The 22643-nt window shown below is 73.4% G+C and carries 20 protein-coding genes; 5 read left to right on the top strand and 15 right to left on the bottom strand.

Translation table 11 applies throughout. The features are described 5' to 3' along the window. Positions 1-100: 100 nt before the first annotated feature. The 7 genes from pheT to infC all read right to left on the bottom strand — a co-directional run bounded on the left by pheT (position 101) and on the right by infC (position 7641). Positions 101-2614 (bottom strand): phenylalanine--tRNA ligase subunit beta, encoded by a 2514-nt coding sequence (pheT, locus tag ABZY12_RS29630; RefSeq protein WP_356895652.1) that lies wholly within the window; start codon positions 2612-2614, stop codon positions 101-103. Further along, on the bottom strand, positions 2614-3741 hold the full coding sequence (pheS, locus tag ABZY12_RS29625) for a phenylalanine--tRNA ligase subunit alpha (protein WP_356895650.1): 1128 nt from the start codon (positions 3739-3741) through the stop codon (positions 2614-2616). Before pheS ends, pheT begins: the two co-directional genes overlap by 1 nt. A 166-nt stretch (positions 3742-3907) precedes the next feature. Further along, positions 3908-5026, bottom strand: coding sequence for an ATP-binding protein (locus ABZY12_RS29620; protein WP_356895649.1), 1119 nt, complete (start codon positions 5024-5026; stop codon positions 3908-3910). Positions 5027-5107: 81 nt separating this feature from the next. After that, positions 5108-5950: an RNA methyltransferase gene (locus ABZY12_RS29615; RefSeq protein ID WP_356895647.1), complete on the bottom strand. Its 843-nt coding sequence runs from the start codon at positions 5948-5950 to the stop codon at positions 5108-5110. A gap of 229 nt (positions 5951-6179) precedes the next feature. After that, positions 6180-6566 (bottom strand): 50S ribosomal protein L20, encoded by a 387-nt coding sequence (gene rplT / locus ABZY12_RS29610; protein ID WP_356895645.1) that lies wholly within the window; start codon positions 6564-6566, stop codon positions 6180-6182. Between the two features lie 105 nt (positions 6567-6671). Beyond that, positions 6672-6866, bottom strand: coding sequence for a 50S ribosomal protein L35 (gene rpmI, locus ABZY12_RS29605; protein ID WP_019884943.1), 195 nt, complete (start codon positions 6864-6866; stop codon positions 6672-6674). Between the two features lie 124 nt (positions 6867-6990). Continuing rightward, a complete protein-coding gene (infC, locus tag ABZY12_RS29600) occupies positions 6991-7641 on the bottom strand; it encodes a translation initiation factor IF-3 (RefSeq protein ID WP_356895662.1) in 651 nt (216 codons plus the stop codon). A 378-nt stretch (positions 7642-8019) separates the two neighbouring features. On the opposite strand from infC, the gene ABZY12_RS29595 reads away from it, so the two are divergent. Next, on the top strand, positions 8020-8388 hold the full coding sequence (locus tag ABZY12_RS29595; protein WP_356895643.1) for a DUF1844 domain-containing protein: 369 nt from the start codon (positions 8020-8022) through the stop codon (positions 8386-8388). A 51-nt stretch (positions 8389-8439) separates the two neighbouring features. Here ABZY12_RS29595 and ABZY12_RS29590 read toward each other — a convergent pair whose 3' ends face one another. From ABZY12_RS29590 to ABZY12_RS29580, 3 genes are all read right to left on the bottom strand, one after another. Next, the gene (locus ABZY12_RS29590; protein ID WP_356895641.1) at positions 8440-9174 is read right to left on the bottom strand and encodes an SseB family protein; all 735 of its coding nucleotides are present in this window, start codon (positions 9172-9174) and stop codon (positions 8440-8442) included. 170 nt (positions 9175-9344) lie between these two features. Beyond that, complete coding sequence (gene mycP, locus ABZY12_RS29585) at positions 9345-10541, bottom strand: type VII secretion-associated serine protease mycosin (RefSeq protein ID WP_356895639.1); 1197 nt, start codon at positions 10539-10541, stop codon at positions 9345-9347. Continuing rightward, positions 10538-12490 carry a hypothetical protein gene (locus tag ABZY12_RS29580; protein ID WP_356895637.1) on the bottom strand — a complete coding sequence of 651 codons (1953 nt, stop codon included), beginning with the start codon at positions 12488-12490 and terminating at the stop codon, positions 10538-10540. The genes mycP and ABZY12_RS29580 overlap by 4 nt, the downstream gene beginning before the upstream one ends. A gap of 110 nt (positions 12491-12600) precedes the next feature. Here ABZY12_RS29580 and ABZY12_RS29575 point away from each other — a divergent pair, with 110 nt between their 5' ends. Next, positions 12601-13803, top strand: coding sequence for an amino acid deaminase/aldolase (locus tag ABZY12_RS29575; protein ID WP_356895635.1), 1203 nt, complete (start codon positions 12601-12603; stop codon positions 13801-13803). Between the two features lie 24 nt (positions 13804-13827). Here the strand turns inward: ABZY12_RS29575 and ABZY12_RS29570 are convergent, their stop codons facing one another. From ABZY12_RS29570 to ABZY12_RS29555, 4 genes are all read right to left on the bottom strand, one after another. Beyond that, the gene (locus ABZY12_RS29570; protein WP_356895633.1) at positions 13828-14715 is read right to left on the bottom strand and encodes a DUF2510 domain-containing protein; all 888 of its coding nucleotides are present in this window, start codon (positions 14713-14715) and stop codon (positions 13828-13830) included. A 107-nt stretch (positions 14716-14822) separates the two neighbouring features. Continuing rightward, positions 14823-15608: a 3-oxoacyl-ACP reductase gene (locus tag ABZY12_RS29565; RefSeq protein ID WP_356895631.1), complete on the bottom strand. Its 786-nt coding sequence runs from the start codon at positions 15606-15608 to the stop codon at positions 14823-14825. 5 nt (positions 15609-15613) lie between these two features. After that, positions 15614-16978, bottom strand: coding sequence for an aldehyde dehydrogenase family protein (locus ABZY12_RS29560; protein WP_356895629.1), 1365 nt, complete (start codon positions 16976-16978; stop codon positions 15614-15616). An 8-nt stretch (positions 16979-16986) separates the two neighbouring features. Next, on the bottom strand, positions 16987-18351 hold the full coding sequence (locus tag ABZY12_RS29555) for a glutamine synthetase family protein (RefSeq protein WP_356895627.1): 1365 nt from the start codon (positions 18349-18351) through the stop codon (positions 16987-16989). Positions 18352-18429: 78 nt separating this feature from the next. On the opposite strand from ABZY12_RS29555, the gene ABZY12_RS29550 reads away from it, so the two are divergent. From ABZY12_RS29550 to ABZY12_RS29540, 3 genes are all read left to right on the top strand, one after another. Then, on the top strand, positions 18430-19158 hold the full coding sequence (locus tag ABZY12_RS29550) for an FCD domain-containing protein (RefSeq protein WP_356895625.1): 729 nt from the start codon (positions 18430-18432) through the stop codon (positions 19156-19158). Positions 19159-19432: 274 nt separating this feature from the next. Then, positions 19433-20875 carry an ethanolamine permease gene (eat, locus tag ABZY12_RS29545; protein ID WP_356895623.1) on the top strand — a complete coding sequence of 481 codons (1443 nt, stop codon included), beginning with the start codon at positions 19433-19435 and terminating at the stop codon, positions 20873-20875. A gap of 29 nt (positions 20876-20904) precedes the next feature. After that, on the top strand, positions 20905-21588 hold the full coding sequence (locus ABZY12_RS29540) for a gamma-glutamyl-gamma-aminobutyrate hydrolase family protein (RefSeq protein ID WP_356895621.1): 684 nt from the start codon (positions 20905-20907) through the stop codon (positions 21586-21588). Between the two features lie 105 nt (positions 21589-21693). Here ABZY12_RS29540 and ABZY12_RS29535 read toward each other — a convergent pair whose 3' ends face one another. After that, positions 21694-22632: a LysR family transcriptional regulator gene (locus ABZY12_RS29535; RefSeq protein ID WP_356895619.1), complete on the bottom strand. Its 939-nt coding sequence runs from the start codon at positions 22630-22632 to the stop codon at positions 21694-21696. Positions 22633-22643: the final 11 nt, after the last annotated feature.

The raw sequence follows: 22643 nt of genomic DNA, 5'->3' as shown, positions 1-22643 counted from the left end.
AACTATATTTGGCGGGTGGTCAGACCTGTACCGGGGCCCCGGGGGCGCGGGCCGGCCGGGTGTGCGCCACCGGGCCGGCCCCCTCTCGAAGGGTCCGCGATCAGGCGCCGCGCAGCGTGGCGCCCGTGCGCTCGGCGGCGAGGGCCACGGCCGCGTCACGGGCGGCGGTGGCCTCGTCGACCGTGAGGGTGCGGTCCGTGGCGCGGAACTTCAGGGCGTACGCCAGGGACTTCTTGCCCTCGCCGATCTGGTCGCCGGTGTACACGTCGAACAGCCGGATGGCCTCCAGGAGTTCGCCGGCGCCGTCGCGCAGCGCGGTCTCGACCGTCTCGGTGGGGACCGACGCGTCGACGACCAGGGCGACGTCCTGCGTGGCGACCGGGAAGGAGGAGATGCTCGGGGCCTTCAGGGGGCCCTCGCCCGCCCGCTCCACCAGGTCCAGGTCCAGCTCCATCGCGCACGTGCGGTCGGGCAGACCCAACGCCTTGACAACGCGCGGGTGCAGCTCGCCGCCGTGGCCGACGAGGACCTTCTCGCCGGCGATGACCACGTGGAACGCGGCGCAGCGGCCCGGGTGCCACGGGGCGTGCTGGTCCGAGCTGATGATCAGCTCGACACCGGCCTCGGCGGCCACCGTGCGCGCCGCCTGGATGGCGTCGGCCCAGTCGGCCGGGCGGCCCTTGCCCCACCAGCCGGCCTGCTCGCGGGCACCGGCCAGGACGACGGCCACGCGGCGCGGCTGCGCGGGCAGCGCGGCGTTGACGGCGGCGACCTCCTCGTCGGTGGGACGGCGGTCGACGGGCAGCCGGACGGCGACGCCCGGCCGGTCGCCCGGCCGGAAGACCAGACCGGTCTCGAAGAGCGCCAGGTCGTGGCTGCCGCGCCCGTCGTTGCGGCGCAACGCGCCGAGCAGGCCCGGCAGCAGCGTCGTACGGAGCGAGGGCTCCTCGTCGGAGAGCGGGTTGACCAGCGTGACCACGCGACGGCGGGCGTCGTCCGCGTCCAGACCGAGCTGGTCGAAGACCTGCGCGCCGATGAACGGGTAGTTCAGCGCCTCGACGTAGCCGGCGCCGGCCAGCGCGCGGCCGACCCGGCGGTGGAAGCGCTGGCTCTCGGTGAGACCGCGCCCGGCGGGCGGCTTGGGCAGCGTCGAGGGCAGGTTCTCGTACCCCTCGAGCCGGATGACCTCTTCGGCGAGGTCGTTCGGCTCGTTGAGGTCGGGGCGCCACGACGGGACGGTGACGATCAGCTCGTCCTGGCCGTAGACGTCGCAGCCGATCTCCTGGAGGCGGCGGACGACGGTCTCGCGACCGTAGGCGACGCCCGCGACGCGGTCCGGGTGGTCCGCCGGGATGGTGATCGTGCGGGGCGCGGACGGCGCGAGGATCTCGGTGACACCGGCCTCGGCCGTGCCGCCCGCGAGCAGCACGAGCAGGTCGACCGTGCGCTGCGCGGCGGCCGCCGCGGCCTGCGGGTCGACACCGCGCTCGAAGCGCTTGGACGCCTCGGAGGCCAGCTTGTGCCGGCGCGCGGTCCGGGCGATCGAGATCGCGTCGAAGTGCGCGGCCTCGATGACGACCTCGGTGGTGGCGCCCGCGACGTCGGCGTGATCGGCGATCTCGGTGTTCGCGCCGCCCATGACGCCCGCGATGCCGATCGGCCCGCGATCGTCGGTGATGACGAGGTCGGCGGCGTCCAGGACGCGCACGGTGCCGTCGAGCGTGGTGATCTTCTCGCCCTGCTCGGCGCGGCGGACCCCGATGGGGCCTTCGATCCGGGTGCGGTCGTAGGCGTGCAGCGGCTGACCGAGCTCCAGCATCACGTAGTTGGTGATGTCCACGGCGAGCGAGATCGGGCGCATGCCGGCCTTCTGGAGGCGGCGGCGCAGCCAGATCGGGGAACGTGCCTCGGGGTCGAGACCCACGACCGTGCGGGCCGTGAAGCGGTCGCAGCCGATCGGGTCGGCGATCTGGACGGGGTAGCCGTACGAGTTCGGCGCGGGCACGTCGAGGAGCGCCGGGTCGCGCAGCGGCAGGCCGTAGGCGATGGCTGTCTCGCGGGCGACGCCGCGCATCGAGAGGCAGTAGCCGCGGTCGGGCGTGACGGCGATGTCGAGGACCTCGTCGTACAGCTCCAGGAGCGCGGTGGCGTCGATGCCGACCTCGTACTCGGGCGGCAGCACGATGATGCCGTGCGTGCCGTCGTCACCCATGCCGAGCTCGTCGCCGGAGCAGATCATGCCGCGGGAGACCCGGCCGTACGTCTTGCGCTCGGCGATCCGGAAGTCACCGGGGAGCACGGCGCCGGGCAGCGCCACGACGACCTTGTCGCCCTCGGCGAAGTTCCGGGCGCCGCAGATGATCTCCTGGGGCTCGCCGGTGCCGTTGGCCTGGCCGACGTCGACGGTGCAGAAGCGGATGGGCTTCTTGAACTCCGTCAGCTCCTCGATGGTGAGGACCTTGCCGACCACGAGCGGGCCGGTGAGGCCGGCGCCGAGGCGCTCGACGGTCTCGACCTCGAGTCCTGCCGAAATGAGCTTGGCCTGGACGTCACGTCCGGTCTCCGTCGCCGGCAGGTCGACGTACTCCCGCAGCCAAGAAAGCGGGACCCGCATCAGATCTCCATCCCGAAGGGCCGGGTGAACCTGACGTCACCCTCGACCATGTCTCGCATGTCATCGACGTTGTGGCGGAACATCAGCATCCGCTCGATGCCGAACCCGAAGGCGAATCCGCTGTACTTCTCCGGGTCGACACCGCAGGCGACGAGCACCTTGGGGTTGACCATGCCGCAGCCGCCCAGCTCGATCCAGCCCTCGCTGCCGCAGGTGCGGCAGGGGCGGTCGGGGTTGCCGACGGACTCGCCGCGGCAGACGTAGCAGAGCATGTCCATCTCGGCGGACGGCTCGGTGAAGGGGAAGAAGTTCGGGCGGAGCCGGGTCTTCATGTCGGCCCCGAAGAGCGCCTGGACCATGTGGTCGAGGGTGCCCTTGAGGTCGGCCATGGTCAGGCCCTCGTCGACGGCGAGCAGCTCGATCTGGTGGAAGACCGGGGTGTGCGTGGCGTCGAGCTCGTCGGTGCGGTAGACGCGGCCGGGGCAGACGACGTAGACCGGGGGCTCCCGGTCGAGGAGCGTGCGGGCCTGCACCGGGGAGGTGTGCGTCCGCAGCACGACACCGGACTCGTCGCCGGTGGTCCCTTCCGGGCCCTGGACGAAGAAGGTGTCCTGCATCTGGCGCGCCGGGTGGTCCGGCACGAAGTTGAGGGCGTCGAAGTTGAACCACTCCGCCTCGACCTCGGGGCCCTCAGCGACCTCGTACCCCATGGAGACGAAGACGTCGGAGACCCGCTCCATGAGCGTGGTCAGCGGGTGGCGGGCGCCGGCCGGGACCCGGTCGTACGGCAGCGTGACGTCGACCGCCTCCTCGACCAGGACGCGGGCGTCGCGCTCGTCCTCCAGCTCGGCCTGGCGGGCGGCGAGGGCCTTGGAGACGACGCCGCGGGCCTGGCCCACGAGCTTGCCGGCCGCGGCCTTGGCCTGCGGCGGCAGCGCGCCGATCTCGCGGTTGGCCAGCGCGAGCGGCGAGGTGCCACCGGTGTGCGCGGTCTTCGCGTGCGCGAGCGCGTCGAGGTCACCCGCGGCGGCGAAGGCGGCGAGCGCCTCGTCCCGCATGCGCTCGATCTCTTCCGGTTTCAAGGCCTCGACCTCGACCGGGTCGTACGACTTATTGGGTGCGGACATCTCTTCCCGTGCTTCCGTTCGGCTGGCTGACTGTGCCCTTCCGGGGGACACCCCCGGGCCCCCGAGGCCCTGCTCGACGACAAGGGCGCAAACGTGCCAAAGGTCGAGTCTAACGGGGTGCGAGGACGCGAATGAGCCCGTGGGGGCCGGGCGGCTGGTGATCTCGTCAGGCGAGATAGGCCGGGGCGCCGACGGGCAGGATAAATCGGAACTCGGCGCCGCCCCGGGGGCCGCGGCCGACGGTGATGGTGCCGCCGTGGGCCTCGACGATGCCCTTGACGATGTAGAGGCCGAGGCCGGTGCCACCGCGTTTGCTTCCCCGCCAGAAGCGGGTGAAGACGCGTCCCATCGACTCCTCGGGGATGCCGGGGCCTTCGTCGCTCACGGTGACCGCCGTTCCCTTCTCTCCGTCGGTGGTGGCGCCGGTGGGTGCCACCTCGATGGTGACGGTTCCCTCGCCGTGGCGCACCGCGTTTTCGAGGAGGTTGCCGAGGATCTGGTCGATCTTGTCGGGGTCGGCCCACAGGTCGGGCAGCTGCGGGTGGACCCGTACGAAGAAGCGGTCGGGTGACTGCCCGCCGGTGGTGTGGGCCTGGATGTGGCGGCCGATGGCGGCGGCGATGTCGACGGGCTGGCGGCGTACCTCGAGCCGGCCGGAGTCGATCCGGGAGATGTCGAGGAGCTCGGCGATGAGCCGGGTGACGCGGTTGGCGTCGGCGTCGACGGTCTCCAGCATGAGCCGCTTCTGGTCGTCGGTGAACCGTTCCCACTTGGCGAGCAGGGTCGCCGTGAAGCCCTTGACGGAGGTCAGGGGGGAGCGCAGTTCGTGGGCGACGGTGGCGATGAGCTCGGCGTGGCTGCGTTCGGTACGGCGCCGGGCCTCGGTGCCGCGCAGTGAGACGACGACCCGGCGGACCGGTCCGGCGGGGTGCTCGCGGACGTAGCGGGCGGAGACGAGGACCTCGCGGCCGCCGGGCAGGAGCAGATTGCGCTCGGGCTGGCCGCGGCGGGTGGCGAGCCCGCCGTACGGGTCGGTGAGCGCCCACCAGCGGCGGCCCTTGAGGTCTTCCAGGGGCAGGACCTGGTCCAGCGGCCGGCCGAGGGCCTCGCCGACGGGGACGGAGGTGATCCGGCCGGCGGCCGCGTTGAAGCAGATGACATGTCCGGTCTCGTCGGCGACGACGAGACCGTCGGGCAGGTCGTCCGGGTCGATGCCGGGCCAGGGCTGCGGGGGACGCGGCGTGGCCCCCCGTCCGTCTGCGGGCCTGTCCGTGCCGACCGTCATCCCCGTTCCCCACCCCTCCGTGTAGCGCAGTGGGCCCCCGAGCCCGTCACCCTACTAGTTGAAGGTGACGCGGTGGACCCCTCAGACGGTGGTGGTTCGGGGGCGCTGGGCGCGCGCGGAGGCGTAGAGGCAGACGGCGGCGGCCGTCGCGAGGTTGAGGCTCTCGGCCTTGCCGTGGATGGGCACGCGCACCACGGCGTCCGCGAGCGCGCGGGTCTCCTCGGGCAGGCCCCAGGCCTCGTTGCCGAAGACCCAGGCGGTGGGTCCGCCCATGGTGCCGGCGTCCAGTTCGTCGTCGAGGTCGTCGTCACCGGCTCCGTCGGCGGCCAGGATCCGGACGCCGGCGCTCTTGAGGCCGGCGACGGCCTGCTCGACCGGGACGCCGACGGCGACGGGGAGGTGGAAGAGGGAGCCGACGGAGGCGCGGACGGACTTGGGGTTGTAGAGGTCGACGGAGGCGTCGGTGAGGACGACGGCGTCGGCCCCCGCGGCGTCGGCGCAGCGCAGGACGGTGCCGGCGTTCCCGGGGTCGCGGACGTGGGCGAGGACGGCGACCAGCTTGGGGCGGGCGGCGAGGATCTCCTCGAACGGCGAGTCGAGGAAGCGGCAGACGCCGACGAGGCCCTGCGGGGTGACGGTCTGGGAGACCTCGGCGAGGACGGCGTCGGAGGCGTGGTGGACGCGGGCCCCGGCCTCGCGGGCGGCGTCGACGATCCCGGCGTACCGCTCGGCGGCCTCGACGGTGGTGAAGAGCTCGACGAGGGTGGGCTCACCCGCGCTGCCGCGGTGGTGGACGGCCTCGCGGACGGCCTGCGGGCCCTCGGCGATGAAGAGGCGGTCCTTGCCCCGGAAGTTGCGCTTGGCGAGCCGCCGGGCGGCGACGACGCGCGGCGAACGCGGGGAGATCAGCTCGGGGGTGCCCATGGGGTCGGCGGCTCTCTTTTCGTACGTACGAGAGGGGTGCGAGAGGGGGTACGGCAGGCGGGCGCTCGGTCCGGGGAGGCGGAAGGCCCTGCGACCCGGCCGGCGGGGCGGCCCGGGAAGGCGAAGGGCCCTGCCCCCCGGCCGCCGGGGCGGCCCGGAAGCCCGGAACGCGCCGGACCCGCAGGCGCGGGGCCTGCGGGTCCGGGCAGAAGTACTGCGGCCTGGAAGATCAGGCGGCGGCCTTCGGGGCGTTGACGTCGGCCGGCAGAGCCTTCTGCGCGACCTCGACCAGCGCGGCGAACGCGTTGGTGTCGTTGACGGCCAGCTCCGCGAGGATCTTGCGGTCCACCTCGATGTTGGCGGCCTTCAGACCCTGGATGAGGCGGTTGTACGTCATGCCGTTCTGGCGGGCAGCGGCGTTGATGCGCTGGATCCACAGCTGACGGAAGTCGCCCTTGCGCTTCTTGCGGTCGTTGTAGTTGTAGACCAGGGAGTGGGTGACCTGCTCCTTGGCCTTGCGGTACAGGCGCGAACGCTGACCGCGGTAACCGCTGGCCTGCTCGAGGATCGCCCGGCGCTTCTTGTGGGCGTTGACTGCCCGCTTGACGCGTGCCACTTGTTAACTCCTTGTAGCGGGGTCGTGGTTGGACTCACACGACCCGGAAACGAATGGGGCCCGGACTGGGCCGGTGGCTCCCGGTCACCGAGAGCCGGAGATCGATCAGATGCCCAGCATCTTCTTGATCTTGGCCGCGTCGCCCGGGGCCATCTCGGCGTTGCCGGTGAGGCGACGCGTCAGCTTGGACGACTTGTGCTCGAGCAGGTGGCGCTTGCCGGCACGCTCACGGAGCACCTTGCCGGAGCCGGTGATCTTGAAGCGCTTCTTGGCACCGCTGTGCGTCTTGTTCTTCGGCATCGCGCCGTTATCTCCTCGTCAGTGGCGCTCCCCCCGGTGCGGGCACCGGGCGACCGGGAGCGTCAGATCTTCGTTTGGTGGTTCCGGGCGGGGCCCGGGGCTGCCTGGGTGACAGCCCCTCGGGTCACGCCTCGGGGTTCTCGGCCGGAGCCTCGGCCGCGACGTCCTCGGCCGGGGCGTCCTCGGCGACGTCGGACGAACCGCCCTGACGCTCCGCCTTGCGCGCGGCCTGGGCCTCGCGTGCCTCGGCCATCGCCTCGGTCTTCTTCTTGTGCGGGCCAAGAACCATGATCATGTTCCGGCCGTCCTGCTTGGGGTTGGACTCGATGAAGCCAAGCTCCTCGACGTCCGACGCCAGTCGCTGCAGCAGACGGAAGCCAAGCTCGGGGCGGGACTGCTCACGACCACGGAACATGATCGTGATCTTGACCTTGTCGCCCTGCTTGAGGAACCGGACGACATGACCCTTCTTGGTGTCATAGTCGTGCGGGTCGATCTTCGGCCGGAGCTTCATCTCCTTGATGACCGTGTGCGCCTGGTTCTTGCGCGCCTCACGGGCCTTCATGGCCGACTCGTACTTGAACTTCCCGTAGTCCATGAGCTTGCACACGGGCGGACGGGCGTTCGCCGCCACCTCGACCAGGTCGAGGTCGTACTCCTGTGCGAGCTCCAGGGCCTTGGCAAGCGGAACAATCCCGACCTGCTCGCCGCTGGGTCCGACAAGTCGCACCTCGGGAACGCGAATCCTGTCGTTGATGCGGGGCTCGGCGCTGATGGATCCTCCTCGGTAGCACCACGCGACCGCCTGGCGGACGGACGCGCAACGTCTGTTTCAGTGAGACCAACCGCGCCGGAACACGAAAAATGCCCCGGACGGGACACAGGCGGGGCTCCAGGGGAATACCGGAGCACCGCCGCGGTCAACCGCGGGGCGCACATCGGGCGGCTCCATCGTCCGTACGGAACGATGGGCGCCACCTGACCGGTGACCCGCCGCCCGCGAGGGCGGCCAGGTGGGAAGTCGGAGCCTCCACTTGTGGGCCGGGCACACATGTGTCCGGCCGGTCGTTACACAAGGTTAGCACCCAGCGCGCCGGTTCGCTAACCATGGGCGCGCACATCGCGCCGCCCGGGGCGGCTTATCGTGTGGGGCATGAGCGAAACGCCCCACACCGAGCCCACGGACTCCCCCGACTTCGACGCCATGACCCGCGACATCGCGGAGGTCCCGGCGGTCGAGGTGATCGTGACGGTCGCCGTCAACCTGATGAGTGCCGCCGCGGTGAAGCTCGGGCTCACCGAGGAGGGCGACGAGCACAAGGACCTCGACGAGGCGCGCAAGCTGGTCCACGCGCTGGCGGGCCTGCTGGACGCCGGCGCGACCGAGATCAGCTCCTTCCACGCGGCGCCGCTGCGGGACGGCCTGAAGTCCCTGCAGCTGGCCTTCCGCGAGGCCTCGATCATCCCGGACGAGCCGGGCCAGGGCCCGGGCGAGAAGTACACCGGACCGGTGTACGGCTAGAACCGCGAAGGGGCGGGTGCCCCGGCCGGACGGCCGGGGCACCCGCCCTCGTCACTTCCTGAGGTAGAAGGGCTCGCCGGGAGGCGTGGCCGTGGCCGGCAGCAGTGCCAGGTCCAGGCCCCGCACCAGGCGGGCCCTCAGCGTTTCGTCGGCGGCCAGCAGCCGGGCGACCCGCTGGGCCGCCTCGGCCGGTGCGGCGTCCTGGGCCAGGACCAGGGCGAGGGTGCCGTCGGCGCTGCCGGGACCCAGGTGGGCGCGCAGGACGGCGGGCTCGGCGGCGACGGCGGCGCGCACCGCCTCCCGTACCGCCGGGTCGTCCAGCGGGTCCGCGCTGCTGCGGCCCTCCGCGAGGGCCAGCAGGGCCGGACCGGTCAGCTGGTACGGCACCGGTCCCGCGAGGTCCAGGACCACGGTGTCCGCCTTCTCGTGCGCCGCGGCCTGGAGCGCCTGGTGCAGCGGTACGGCGACGGGGCGGGCGGCCGGGTCCCACAGGGCGAGCGAGGCGAGCGAGGTGAAGGCGGGCAGTGCCCGCCGGTCGCCCGCGGTGAGCGTGGGCACGGCCATGTCGCTCGTCTTCTCGCGGCGCAGCCCCGTCTCGGGGTCCTCCTCGACCTCACCGAGCACGGCCACGACGGGAACCAGCAGGCGCGCGCCCCGGAGGGCCTCCAGGACCGGGCCGTGGGCGGTTCTGTCCTCCGCCCAGGCCGCGAGGGCCGCGGCGAGCCGAGGGTCGGCGGTGCCGTCGTCGTCGGAGAAACCGGGGTCAGGGATGTTCTTGAGCGCCACCCGACGAGCCTAACGGTCCGTGCGGGGCCGCTCCCCCGGCGGGTCGCCGGCCCGGACCGGCGTGGCGGGCGCGGGGCGGGGAGGCGTCGTGGGCGCGGGCCAAGCAGACGTGGTGGGCGTGGGCTGGATCGGCGAGGTGGGCGCGGGAGGCGTGGTGGCCGCGCCCGGGGTCAGCGAGGTGGGCGCGGGCCGGGGAGGCTGCCGCGCCACAGGAGCGCCGCGGCCACGAGCAGCAGCGCGCCGAGGCCGCCGGCGGCAGGCGCGAGCAGGCCGACGGGCTCGCTGTCCTCGGCTGCGGGCAGCGGTCCGGGCCCGAAGTACCGCCCGCCGTAGCCCGCGGCGGCGTTCTTGGGGTCGGCGCCCTTGAGCGCGGCCCCGGCCCTGATCGCGGCGGCCGGATCGACCGTCCCGTACCCCTTGGCGTCGCTGCGGCCGGCCTTGGGGCGGTTGCGGGCGGTGTCGATGAGGAGCTTCTTGACCTGGGCGGGGGTCAGGTCGGGGTGGGCGGAGCGCACGAGCGCCACGGCCCCGGAGACGAACGCGGCGGCGGCGCTGGTGCCCCAGCCCTCGTAGTAGCGCCGGTCGGGATCGGCCATCACGATGTGGACGCCGGGGGCGCTGACGGTGGCGTACCAGCGGCTGGTGGAGAAGGAGGCGTGGGTGCCGTAGCGATCGACGGCGGTGACGGCGATGACGCCGGGGTAGGCGGCGGGGTACGAGATGTGGTCGCCCTTGTCACCGCCGTTGCCGGCCGATGCGACGACGGAGACGCCCTTGGCGAGGGCGTACTGGACGGCCGCGTCCTCGCCCGCGTCGGGGTGGGCGGACTCGGAGTCGTCGCCGAGGGAGAGGTTGATGACGTCGGCGCCGTGGTCGACCGCCCACCGGATGCCCTGGGCGAGGGCGGTGCCACGGGACTTGCGGGCCTTCTCGCGGGCTTTGTCGGTGCCTTCGAGGATGACCCGGACGGGCAGGATCTTCGCGCCGGGCGCGACACCGAGGACACCGTCCTGGCGGCCCGGGCCGTGGCCGTGCCCCGCGATGATGCCGGCCATGGCGGTGCCGTGACGGGCCCAGGCCCGGTCGCCCCGCTTCGCTCCGAAGCCGATGAGGTCGGTGCCGGTGAGGACGGAGCCGGCGAGGTCGGGGTGGTCCGCGTCGACACCGGTGTCGAGGACGGCGACGGTGACGCGCTCGCCCTCGGTGGTGCGCCAGGCCTGTTCGGTGCGCAGGGCCTCCAGACCCCATTGGCGGGCCCGGATGGTGTCGGCGTGGGCGGGGGTCGTGGTGGCCGGCAGAACGGCGAAGGCGGCGGCGAGGAGGGTCGCGGTCGCGGCGCGGCGGCGGTGCGTACGGCGTGAGGTCACCGGTCTTCGTCCTTCTTCACGGCTTCGGCGACGGTCTTGCGCAGGCCGCGCTCGATGCCGTCGGCGACGCCCTTGGCCTCGTGACCGAGGCCGGCCTGGGCGGGGGCGGTGGTCCGGTCGGCGGCCATGGCCTCGGCGGCGGGTTCGGGCTGGTCGACGGGGCGGCCGTCGGCGAAACCGGAGACGGAGAAGACGACGACGGGCAGGTCGGCGAGGGAGTGCGTCCACCAGCTGGCGCGCTGGCCGGCGCCGAAACGTTCGGCGACGGTGCCGGGGGCGGAGAGCGGCGGGGGGACGTCGGTGGCCAGCTGGAGGCCGCCGAGGGTGCGCATGGCGGCGGGTTCGGCCCGGGTGAAGGCGAGGCCGACGGTGATGACGCTGCTGGAGGTGGCGTCGGTGTACGTGGCGCGCAGGACGCGGTCGCAGCCGACGGGGCTCAGTGCGGTGAGGACGCTCCTGGGCATGACGGTCGCCGAGCAGGCGGCGTCGGGGGCGACGACGACGCGCGTCCAGGTACGGGCGGCGTCGCCGGGGCCGGCGTCGGCGCCGGAGAGGGTCCGCGGGAAGAGGGTGTCCACGGGGGCGCTGTGCCAGAGCGTCTTGGCCTGTGAGTAGCCGACGGGCTCGGCCGGCTCACCCACGTTCGTGGCCGCGAGGACGACCCCGGTGACGGCGCCGCCGATGAGCCCGAGGCCGACGACGAGACACACCCCGGCCGCGACGACCCGCCCGACCCGGCGCTCGCGGATGGGCCGCAGCCGCGTGGTCGTCTCGAAGGGGGTCTCGGGCGGCACGGCGTACGCCTGGTAGGCACCGTAGGTCCCGTACGCCTGCTCGGCCCCGGGCGTGGTCCACTCCGCCGACCGCCGGGTGGCGGTCGCGGGATCGGCGTGGCCGGGCCGCGGGATGCCGGGCGCGGGGGCGGGGGCGGCCACCGGCGTGGCGGGCGGGGCGCCCTGAGGCTGCCGGGGAGCGGCCACGCGCGTGGCGTGGCCGTGGCCGGACCCCGGCGCGGCCGGGCCGCCGGCCTGGCCGGGTCGGCGCGCGGAGGGCGGGGCCTCGTCACCCTCCTGCCGCCGTGGGGCGGACGCCGGCAGGGCCGGGCCGCCGCCCTGGCGCAGGCGGCGCGTGGCGGGCGTGGGGTCGGTGTCGCGAATGGGGCGCAGCCGTGTGGTCGTCTCGACGGCGGGCACGCCGTCGGCGCCGGGGCGCGTGCCCGGTGCGGGGTTCGCCGGGGAGCCCTCGTACGAGGTGCTTCCCCGCGCACCCGGAATCCCGGAAGAAGCGGAAGCGCCGGCGTCCGCCGCACGCGGGTCGCGCGCCGGACGCGGCGGAACGGCGTGGCCGCCGTCGGCTGCGGAGCCGTGCGGGTTCCCCGCGGGCCGCGGGGCCTGGTCGCCGGCCGCACACGGCGGGGTGGACGCGGGCGCGTGCGAGGCGTCGGCGGACGGACGCGGCTGAGCGGGAGCGGACGGGCCGTCAGTGTCGGCGCCCGGGCACGGCGCCGGAGTGGCCCGGCCGTCGGCCCCTGCGGCCGTACGCGGCGGGGTCGGCGCGGTCACCGGCGAACCGGCGGCGGCCGGACGCGGCTGGGCGGGCGCGTTCGAGCTGTCGGCACTTGCCGGGCGCCGCTGGGCGGGGGCAGGCGGACCTTCGGTGCCGGCGCCCGCGCGCGGTGCGGTCGCGTGCGAGGCGTCGGCGGACGGACGCGGCTGGGCGGGGGCGGTGCCGGCGCCCGCGCGCGGCACGGTCACGTGCGAGGCGTCGGCGGACGGACGCGGCTGGGCGGGGGCGGACGAGCCCTCGGTACCGGCGGCCGGGCGCGGCGCCGGGGTGGCCCGGCCGTCGGCCCCTCCGGCCGGGCGCGGCGCGGCGGCGGCCGGGGGGCGGGTGGGTGGGAGCAGTGCGTCGCTGATGCGGGACGCGGGAGGGTGCGCGTCGGTGGTCATACCCGTCCCCCTGGTCGTCCTGGCAATGCCCGTCACTCTACGGGCTGTTCCCCCCGGCACGGGAACCCAGGGGCTACCCCCGCCCTCAACCCGTCTGGCAAGCTCGGGCCATGACTCCCCGTGCCGCCGACCGAGCCCGGTACGACCGGGCCACCGCCCACCTCGACGCGCCCGTGGCGATCGTCGACCTGGAGGCGTTCGACGCCAATGCCGAGGACCTGGTCCGCCGGGCCGCCGGCAAGCCGATCCGGGTGGCCAGCAAGTCCGTACGGTGCCGGGCGCTGTTGGAACGGGTCCTGGCGCGCGAGGGCTTCGCCGGGATCATGTCGTTCACGCTGGACGAGTCGCTGTGGCTGGCCCGGGCCGGGTTCGAGGACGTCCTGCTCGCCTACCCCTCCGCCGACCGCACCGCGTACGGCGAGCTGGCGAACGACCCCAAGCTCGCCGCCGCCGTCACCGTCATGGTCGACGACCCGGCGCAGCTCGATCTGATCGACCACGCCCGGGCGGGCGGGGCCGAGGAGATCCGGGTCTGTCTGGAGCTGGACACCTCGCTCCGGCTGCTCGGCGGCCGAGTGCGGATCGGCGCCCGCCGTTCCCCGCTGCGCGAGCCCGCCCAGCTCGCCGAGCTGGCCCGGTCCGTCGTCCGCCGGCCCGGCTTCCGGCTCGTCGGGATCATGGCGTACGAAGGTCATGTCGCCGGGGTCGGGGACGCGGTCGCCGGGCGGCCGCTGCGCTCCCGGGCTGTCCGGCTGATGCAGTCGGCCGCCCGCAGGGAGCTGGCCGAGCGGCGCGCGGCCGTGGTCCGCGCGGTACGGGCGGTCGCGCCGGACCTGGAGTTCGTCAACGGCGGCGGAACGGGCAGCGTGCAGCACACGGCGGCCGAGGACGCGGTGACGGAGATCGCCGCCGGCTCGGGGCTCTACGTGCCGCGCCTCTTCGACAACTACACGTCCTTCACCGGCCGCCCCGCCGCCCTCTTCGCCCAGCCCGTCGTCCGCCGCCCCGGCGTCGGCGTGGTGACCGTGCTCGGTGGCGGCTATCCCGCGTCCGGCGCCGCGGGCGTGGACCGGCTGCCCGTCCCGTACCTCCCGGAGGGGCTGCGGTACGACCCGCAGGAGGGGCCGGGCGAGGTGCAGACCCCGCTGCTCGGCGCCCCCGCCGACGATCTCCTCATCGGCGACAAGGTGTGGTTCCGGCACGCGAAGGCCGGCGAGCTGTGCGAGCGGTTCGACAGTCTGCGGCTGGTCGAGGGCGACCGGATCACGGCGACCGTGCCGACGTACCGGGGCGAGGGCCGCACGTTCCTGTGAAGGCGAGCACGGGCGTGGGCGTGGTCAGGATCCGGGGCTGAGGGGCGCGCCCACTCCACCGTTCGTCGTGCTGCCGATGGGGAGGATCTCCTTGGTGATCTCGTCCATCGCGGCGAGCGGCGGCCCTTCCGGACCCGCGTCGAAGGCGAAGCGCACGACGACGGGGGACTCACTGCCCAGCGGTGACGGGAAGGCCAGCGACTGGACGTAGGCGCCGGGGCCCTTGCCGGTGGTGACCTGCCAGCGCACGAGGTAGCCGGTGCGGCCGGCGACGACGGCGGGGCGGGCCGCGACCACCTTGTGGGAGACGATGCCGCCGTACGGCCTGTTTCCGAGGACGTCTTCCTCGAAGAAGGCGTCGGCGGCGAGGGCGATGTCCTCCTTGGCGACCGCTTCGGGGGTCGCGGCGTCCGTGCCCGACACCGTACGGGAGTTGACCGTGCCGCGGCGGCAGTCGACGTTGGCCGCTCCGGGACAGGGGTAGGTGCCCGCGGTGGCGACCGTGGGCACGCCGCCCGCGGTGTACTTCGGCTTCTCCCAGCCCTTGATGACGGGGAGGGTGATGCCGTTGAGCTGGTCGGCGACCCGGGTGGGGTCCTCGGCCGCCGGGCCGGTCGAGGACGACGACGTCGGGGCGGGGCCCGTGGTGCTCGCGCTCGTCGTCGCGGGCGGGCCGGCCGTCCCCGGTTCCTCCCCGTCGTCACCGCCGAGGACGACGACGCCCGCGACCACGAGGGCCGCCCCGACGACGACGGCCGCCGCACCGAGGGCGACGGTCCGGCCTCGACCGCGCGGCGCCGGAGGGCCTCCTGCCGGCCGGGTGTGGGCGCTCCACGTCGTACCGTCCCACCAGCGTTCGACGGTGGGCGTGGCCGGGTCCGGGTACCAGCCGGGCGGGGTCGTCATGCTCATCGGGCCAGCCTAAGGGGGCGTGTTCGGGACCCGTACACGGACTCCGGGCGCACGACAGCCGGGCACCTCGCGGCGCCCGGCTGTCGTGGGGTGGGGGGCGGGATGGTCTAGAGAGGGGTCACGTACGCGCCCGAGATGCCGCCGTCGACGAGGAAGTCGGTGGCGTTGATGAAGGAGGAGTCGTCGCTGGCGAGGAAGGCGACGGCGGCCGCGATCTCCTCGGCCTCGGCGAACCGGCCGACCGGGATGTGGACGAGGCGGCGCGCGGCGCGCTCCGGGTCCTTGGCGAACAGCTCCTGGAGCAGGGGGGTGTTGACGGGTCCCGGGCAGAGCGCGTTGACGCGGATGCCCTCACGGGCGAACTGCACTCCCAGTTCGCGGGACATCGCGAGCACGCCGCCCTTGGAGGCGGTGTACGAGATCTGGCTGGTGGCCGCGCCCATGATGGCGACGAAGGAGGCCGTGTTGATGATCGATCCGCGGCCCTGCTGCCGCATGTAGGGCAGGGCGGCCTTGCAGCAGAGGTAGACGGAGGTGAGGTTGACGTCCTGGACGCGCTTCCATGCCTCCAGTCCGGTGGTGAGGATGGAGTCGTCGTCGGGCGGCGAGATGCCCGCGTTGTTGAAGGCGATGTCGACGGAGCCGTACGTGTCGAACGCGGTCCTGAAGAGCGCCTCGACCTGCTCGGGGTCGGTGACGTCGACCTGCACGAACGTGCCGCCGACCTCCTCCGCCGCCGCCTTCCCCGCGGTCTCGTCGATGTCGCCGCAGACGACGTTGGCGCCTTCGGAGGCGAGCCGGCGGGCGGTGGCGAGTCCGATGCCGCTGCCGGCCCCGGTGATGACGGCGGTACGGCCGACGAGGCGGCGGCAGACGATCTCGGTGTCGGTCATGGTGCTCAGGCCTCCGTGCTCTCGGTGCTGATGAAGACGTTCTTGGTCTCGGTGAAGGCGGTCAGGGCGTCGGGGCCGAGTTCGCGGCCGAGGCCGGACTGCTTGTAGCCGCCGAAGGGGGTCCAGTAGCGGACGCTGGAGTGGGAGTTGACGGAGAGGTTCCCGGCCCGGACCGCGCGCGAGACGCGCAGGGCGCGGCCGACGTCGCGGGTCCAGATCGAGCCGGACAGGCCGTAGTCGGTGGCGTTGGCGAGCCGGATCGCGTCGGCCTCGTCCTCGAAGGGCAGGAGGACGGCCACCGGTCCGAAGATCTCCTCGACGGCGCAGGGCGCGTCCTCGGCGACATCGGTGAGGACGGTCGGCGGGAACCAGAAGCCGGGGCCTTCGGGGGCCTTGCCGCGGATGGCGGGGGCGGAGTCGGGGACGTACGCCCGTACGCGGTCCAGTTGGGCCCGCGAGATCAGCGGGCCCATCTGGGTCTTCTCGTCGGCCGGGTCGCCGACGACGATCTCCTCGACGGCGGGGGTGAGCAGCTCCAGGAAGCGGTCGTACACGGACCGCTGGACGAGGATGCGGGTGCGGGCGCAGCAGTCCTGGCCGCTGTTGTCGAGGAAGGCCATCGGGGCCGCCGCGGCCGCCGCCTCGATGTCCGCGTCGGCGAAGACGATGTTGGGGCTCTTGCCGCCGAGCTCCAGGGTCAGGCGCTTCACCTGATCCGCGCACTTCGCCATGATCGACTTGCCGACCCGGGTCGAGCCGGTGAAGACGATCTTGGCGATGCCGGGGTGTCCGACGAGCGCGTCGCCCGTGACGGCTCCCTCGCCGGGCAGGACCTGGAAGAGGCCCTCGGGAAGCCCGGCCTCCAGGGCGAGTTCGGCGAGCCGGAGAGCGGTGAGGGGCGTGGTCTCGGCGGGCTTGAGGAGGACGGCGTTGCCGGCCGCGAGGGCCGGGGCGAGGGCCCAGGCGGCGATGGGCATGGGGAAGTTCCAGGGCGCGATCACGCCGACGACGCCGAGGGGTTCGAGGATCGTGATGTCGAGGCCGCCGGCGACGGGGATCTGGCGGCCGCTGAGCCGTTCCACTCCCCCGGCCGCGAAGTCGAGCAGGTCGCGGACGTTGCCCGCCTCCCAGCGGGCGTTGCCGATCGTGTGGCCGGCCTCGCGGACCTCGAGGAGGGCCAGCTCCTCGTTGTGGGCGTCGACGACGGCGGCGAAGCGGCGCAGCAGCCGGGCCCGGTCGGCGGGGGCGGCGGCCGCCCATCCGCGCTGGGCCTCGGCCGCTCGTACGACGGCGGCGTCGACATCGGCCGGCGTGGCGGCGGGGACGGTCGCGACGACCTCCTCGGTCGCCGGGTTCAGTACCTGAAGCAAGGTGGTCCTCACATGCGTTCGAAGGAGCGGCGCAGCTCCCAGTCGGTCACCGCGGCGTCGTACGCGTCGAGTTCGACGCGGGCCATGTTGCGGTAGTGGGCGACGACCTCGTCGCCGAAGGCGGCCTTGGCGATGGGGCTGGTCTCCCAGAGCTCGGCGGCCTCGCGCAGGGTGGTGGGGACGTGGGCGTACTCGGCGGTGTAGGCGTTGCCGTCACAGGCGGGGGGCAGTTCGAGCCGCTGCTCGATGCCGTACAGACCGGCGGCGACCAGTCCGGCGACGGCGAGGTGGGGGTTGACGTCTCCACCGGGAAGGCGGTTCTCGAAGCGCATCGAGCGGCCGTGGCCGACGACGCGCAGGGAACAGGTGCGGTTGTCGACGCCCCAGGCGACGGCGGTGGGGGCGAAGGAGCCGGGCTGGAAGCGCTTGTAGGAGTTGATGTTGGGGGCGTAGAGGAGGGAGAAGTCGCGGAGGGCGGCGAGCTGTCCGGCGAGGAAGTGGCGCATGACGTCCGACATGCCGCCAGGTCCGTCGCCGGCCATGACGTTGCGGCCTTCTCCGTCCTGCAGGGACAGGTGGATGTGGCAGGAGTTGCCCTCACGCTCGTTGTACTTCGCCATGAAGGTGAGCGAGACGCCCTCCTGTGCGGCGATCTCCTTGGCGCCCGTCTTGTAGACGGCGTGCTGGTCGCAGGTGACGAGGGCCTCGTCGTACTTGAAGGCGATCTCGTGCTGTCCGGGATTGCACTCGCCCTTGGCGGACTCGACGGTCAGTCCGGCGCCGGCCATCTCGTTGCGGATGCGGCGCAGCAGGGGCTCGACGCGACCGGTGCCGAGGATCGAGTAGTCGACGTTGTACTGGTTCACCGGGGTCAGGCCCCGGTAGTTCGCGTCCCAGGCCTGTTCGTAGGTGTCCTTGAAGACGATGAACTCCAGCTCCGTGCCCACATGGGCGGTGTAGCCGTGTTCGGCGAGCCGTTCCAGCTGGCGGCGGAGGATCTGGCGGGGCGCGGCGACGACGGGTGAGCCGTCGCTCCAGGCGAGGTCGGCGACGAGCATCGCCGTACCCTCGTTCCAGGGGACGCGGCGCAGGGTGGAGAGGTCGGGGCGCATGGCGAAGTCGCCGTAGCCGCGGTCCCAGGAGGACATCTCGTATCCGTCGACCGTGTTCATCTCGGTGTCGACGGCCAGGAGATAGTTGCAGCCCTCGGTGCCGTGGTCGAGTACCTCGTCGAGGAAGAACGGTGCGGCGAACCGCTTGCCCTGGAGCCTGCCCTGCATGTCGGGGAAGGCCAGGACCACGGTGTCGATCTCACCGCTCGCGACGAGGGCACGCAGCTCCTCGACGGAGAGCGGGGCTTTGCGGTCTGCCACGGGATTACTCCTCCTTCGGCGTGCCGGGAGCCATAAGGTATTGCCGAAGACCATTGCTTGGGAAGGGGAAACGGGAACGTGTCCAGTACGAGTGAACCGGCGGACCGGCTGACGCCCGTGCTGCGGCCCGTCCGGGCGGGCAACGGTTTCGAGGAAGCCCTGGAGCAGATCCTGCAGGTGGTACGGCTCGGGCTCGTCCCCGGCGGGGAGCGGCTGCCGGCCGAACGCGAGCTGGCCGAGCGGATGGGGATCAGCCGGGTCACCCTGCGCGAGGTCCTGAAGGTCCTCCAGGAGCAGGGGCTCGTGGAGAGCCGGCGCGGACGTTATGGCGGAACCTTTGTGCGGCAGCGCCCGCAGACCGCCGACGAGGACGAGCTGCGGCGCCGGATCGCCTCCGTCGACGTCGAGGACACCCTGCGATTCCGGGAGGTCCTGGAGGTCGGCGCGGCCGGGCTCTGCGCGTCGCACGGCCTCGACGACGCGGGCGCGGGGCGGCTGCGCGCGGCGCTCGCGGCGACGCACGACGCCCCGCTGGCCGACTACCGCCGCCAGGACACGCTGCTCCATCTCACGCTGGCCGAACTGTCGGGCTCGCCGACGCTCACCGCGCAGTACGCGGCCGTCCGGTCGATCGTGAACGATCTGCTCGACTGCATCCCGCTGCTCGTACGCAACCTGGAGCACTCCCAGCACCAGCACACCGCCCTGGTGGAGGCGGTCCTCGACGGCGACGCGGACGCGGCGCGCGAGGTGATGCGCGAGCACTGCGGCGGCACGGCGGCGCTGCTGCGCGGCTTCCTGACCTGACCCCCGAGCCCATGGAAGGACGGCCATCACGACGGGCGAGTGAGCCGAAGGGGCGCGCGGGCGTCGAAAGGGAGAACGCGCGCAGGAGCCGAGGAACGAGGCGCCGATCACGATCGACCGTCGACGCCCGCACCAAGCGCCCGGAGGCGAACCGAGCCCCAAAAAAGCGGCCCCGCCGTAACGCGAAAGTAACGCAGGGGGGTTGCGTTCAGCCGAGGTCGACGCAAAGGTATGGGGCCAATCCATTGGTCCGCTGCGGGGAGCTGACGCTGCCATGACGCTCGAAGACACCACCGGGGACAAGACCGCGCCCGACGACTATCTCGAACGCCGCGCCCTGCGGCGCGGCAGCGCCGGCTGGCTGCTGCTCACCGGCCTCGGCGTCGCCTATGTCGTCTCCGGCGACTTCTCCGGCTGGAACATCGGCCTGTCCAAGGGCGGCTTCGGCGGACTGGCCGTCGCCACCGTCCTGATGGGCGCGATGTACGCCTGTCTCGTCTTCGCGCTCGCCGAACTCTCGGCCATCCTGCCCACGGCGGGCGGCGGTTACGGCTTCGCTCGCCGGGCGCTCGGCACCTGGGGCGGCTTCCTCACCGGCACCGCGATCCTCATCGAGTACATCCTCGCCCCCGCCGCGATCTCCATCTTCATCGGCGACTATGTCGAATCGCTCGGTCTGTTCGGCCTGGAGTCCGGCTGGCCGGTCTATCTCGCCTGCTTCGTGATCTTCATCGGGATCCATCTGTGGGGCGTGGGCGAGGCGCTGCGCTTCAGCCTCGTCGTGACGGCGATCGCGGTCGCCGCCCTGGTCATCTTCGCCTTCGGCGCGCTGAGCGACTTCCACGTCGACGGGCTGAACGACATCCCGGTCGACGACTCGGCGCTCGGCGCCAACTCCTGGTTGCCGTACGGCCTCCTCGGGATCTGGGCGGCGTTCCCCTTCGGCATGTGGTTCTTCCTGGGCGTGGAGGGCGTGCCGCTCGCGGCGGAGGAGGCCAAGGACCCGGTCCGTTCGATGCCGAAGGCCCTGGCGATCTCCATGGGCGTCCTGGTGCTGCTCGCCGTGGTGACCTTCCTCGCCTCGACGGGGGCGCGCGGCTCGGCGGCCATCCAGGAGGCGGGCAACCCGCTGGTGGTGGCGCTGCAGGGCGACGGGGAGCCGACGGCACTCAGCCGGTTCGTGAACTACGCCGGTCTGGCGGGGCTCGTGGCGTCCTTCTTCTCCCTCATCTACGCCGGTTCGCGTCAGCTCTTCGCCCTGTCCAGGGCCGGGTATCTGCCCCGGTTCCTGTCCCTGACCAGCCGCCGCAAGTCGCCGTACCTGGGGCTGCTCATCCCGGGCGCGATCGGCTTCGCGCTCGCGGCGGGGACCGGGAACGGGGCGCGGATGCTGAACATCGCGGTGTTCGGCGCCACCATCTCGTACGCCCTGATGGCGCTCTCGCACATCGTGCTGCGCCGCCGGGAGCCGGAGCTGCACCGGCCGTACCGGACCCCGGGCGGTGTCGTGACCTCGTCGGTGGCGTTCGTGCTCGCCCTGTCGGCGCTGGTGGCGACGTTCCTGGTCGACAAGGACGCGGCGTTCATCGCGCTCGGGGTGTACGTGATCGCGCTCGCCTACTTCGCGTTCTACAGTCGGCACCATCTGGTGGCCAAGGCGCCGGAGGAGGAGTTCGCCGCGCTGGCGGCGGCCGAGGCCGAACTCGAACGCGACTGACTCCCCCTCGTTTCTCCCGGAGGCACGACGTGACCAAGCCGCTCATCGGCGTGACGACCTATCTGGACCAGGCCCGCTGGGGCGTGTGGGACATGCCCGCCGCGCTCCTTCCCGCGCAGTATCCGCGTCTGGTGCAGGCGAGCGGTGGCCTCGCGGCGATGCTCCCGCCGGACGAGCCGGCCGCGGCGGCGGGGGTGGTGGCCCGGCTCGACGGGCTGGTGGTGGCGGGCGGTGCGGATGTGGAGCCGGTACGGTACGGGGCCGCGCCCGACCCGCGTACCGGCCCGCCGGCCCGGGCCAGGGACGCCTGGGAGCTGGCCCTCATCGAGGCGGCGCTCTCCGCCGGAGTCCCGGTGCTCGGCATCTGCCGGGGGATGCAGCTCCTGAACGTGGCGCTCGGCGGCACGCTCGTCCAGCACCTCGACGGACATGTGGAGTCGGTCGGCGTGATCGGCCGCCACGCGGTGAAACCGGTCCCGGGCTCGCGGTACGCCTCCTTGGTGCCCGAGCTGACGTCCGTACCGACCTATCACCACCAGGCGGTGGACCGCCTCGGCACGGGCCTGGCGGCCTCGGCGTACGCGGAGGACGGCACGGTGGAGGCGGTGGAACTGGCGGACCCGGCCTGGGCGCTGGGCGTGCAGTGGCACCCGGAGATGGGCGAGGACCTCCGGGTCATGCGGGGCCTGGTGCGGGCGGCCGGGGGCGCCTGAGCCTTCAGTCCCGAAGGACCCGAGCCACGGAGCGTCGGCACGACCGGGCGCCGCGGGCCGGCGGCGCGCCCGTCGCGGCCTCGGCCCTGATCCGCGGGAGAGGCCCTACCCCCGCGTCAGCGAGAGCAGGTCGCGCGCCGGGCCTGTCGGGCGGTGGCCGGTGGGCCAGACCGCGCGGAGGTCGCGGCGCAGGAGGACGCCCTCGACCGGGATCGCGACGAGGCGGCGGGAGGCCAGTTCCTCCGCGACCGCGAGTTCGCTCAGGACCGCCGGGCCCGCGCCGCTGACCGCCGCCGCCTTCACCGCCGTGGTGGACGCCAGTTCCAGGAGCGGCTGGGCGAGGCCGCCGTGGGCGGAGAGGGCGGAGTCGAGGACCTGACGGGTGCCCGAGCCGCGTTCGCGCAGGATCAGTGGCGTGGCCGCCAGTTCGCCGGGGTCCAGCGGCCTGCGGCGGCGGGCCCACGGATGGGACGGGGAAGCGACCACGGCGAGCCGGTCGTGGGCGACCACCGCGCCGTCGAGCCCCTCCGGCACCGCGAGCCCCTCCACGAACCCGAGGTCCGCCTCACCCGCCAGGAGCCGCTCCGCGACCGCCGCGGAGTTCCCGGCCAGCAGCGACACCGCCGTGTCCGGCCGCCCCGCGCGCAGGGCGATCAGCCACCCCGGCAGCAGGTACTCGGCGATCGTCATCGAGGCGGCGACCCGCAGCCGCGAGTCGCGGCGGCCCCGCAGCGCCTGCGCCCCCGCGTCGAACGCCTCCGCCGCCTCCACGATCCGGCGCGCCCAGTCCGTCACCAGCGCCCCCGCGTCCGTGAGCCGGGAACCGCGCGGCGAGCGGTCCACCAGGGCCACCCCGAGCTGCCGCTCCATGGAACGGATCCGGCTGCTCGCCGCGGGCTGGGTGATCCCGACCTCCCGGGCGGCCCGCCCCAGGCTCCCGTGGCGGGCGACGGCGAGGAGCAGTTCGAGCGCCCCGAGGTCCGGGACCCGGTGGGACAGGGGCGCGCCGCCGCCGGATGCGTGTTCGTCGCTCACACTGCTCATAAAGCCAGCTT

The organism is Streptomyces sp. NPDC006551, from assembly GCF_040611675.1.
Classification (GTDB): Bacteria; Actinomycetota; Actinomycetes; order Streptomycetales; family Streptomycetaceae; genus Streptomyces.
The sequence above is the reverse complement of the archived record's forward strand: the minus strand, read 5'-3'. Positions and strand labels throughout refer to the sequence as shown.

What these genes read in the sequence shown, in the direction of transcription:
- pheT (WP_356895652.1), bottom strand. Translation starts at nt 2,614, where the DNA reads ATGCGGGTCCCGCTTTCTTGGCTGCGGGAGTACGTCGACCTGCCGGCG.
- pheS (WP_356895650.1), bottom strand. Translation starts at nt 3,741, where the DNA reads ATGTCCGCACCCAATAAGTCGTACGACCCGGTCGAGGTCGAGGCCTTG.
- ABZY12_RS29620 (WP_356895649.1), bottom strand. Translation starts at nt 5,026, where the DNA reads ATGACGGTCGGCACGGACAGGCCCGCAGACGGACGGGGGGCCACGCCG.
- ABZY12_RS29615 (WP_356895647.1), bottom strand. Translation starts at nt 5,950, where the DNA reads ATGGGCACCCCCGAGCTGATCTCCCCGCGTTCGCCGCGCGTCGTCGCC.
- rpmI (WP_019884943.1), bottom strand. Translation starts at nt 6,866, where the DNA reads ATGCCGAAGAACAAGACGCACAGCGGTGCCAAGAAGCGCTTCAAGATC.
- ABZY12_RS29595 (WP_356895643.1), top strand. Translation starts at nt 8,020, where the DNA reads ATGAGCGAAACGCCCCACACCGAGCCCACGGACTCCCCCGACTTCGAC.
- ABZY12_RS29580 (WP_356895637.1), bottom strand. Translation starts at nt 12,490, where the DNA reads ATGACCACCGACGCGCACCCTCCCGCGTCCCGCATCAGCGACGCACTG.
- ABZY12_RS29575 (WP_356895635.1), top strand. Translation starts at nt 12,601, where the DNA reads ATGACTCCCCGTGCCGCCGACCGAGCCCGGTACGACCGGGCCACCGCC.
- ABZY12_RS29570 (WP_356895633.1), bottom strand. Translation starts at nt 14,715, where the DNA reads ATGAGCATGACGACCCCGCCCGGCTGGTACCCGGACCCGGCCACGCCC.
- ABZY12_RS29565 (WP_356895631.1), bottom strand. Translation starts at nt 15,608, where the DNA reads ATGACCGACACCGAGATCGTCTGCCGCCGCCTCGTCGGCCGTACCGCC.
- eat (WP_356895623.1), top strand. Translation starts at nt 19,433, where the DNA reads ATGACGCTCGAAGACACCACCGGGGACAAGACCGCGCCCGACGACTAT.
- ABZY12_RS29535 (WP_356895619.1), bottom strand. Translation starts at nt 22,632, where the DNA reads ATGAGCAGTGTGAGCGACGAACACGCATCCGGCGGCGGCGCGCCCCTG.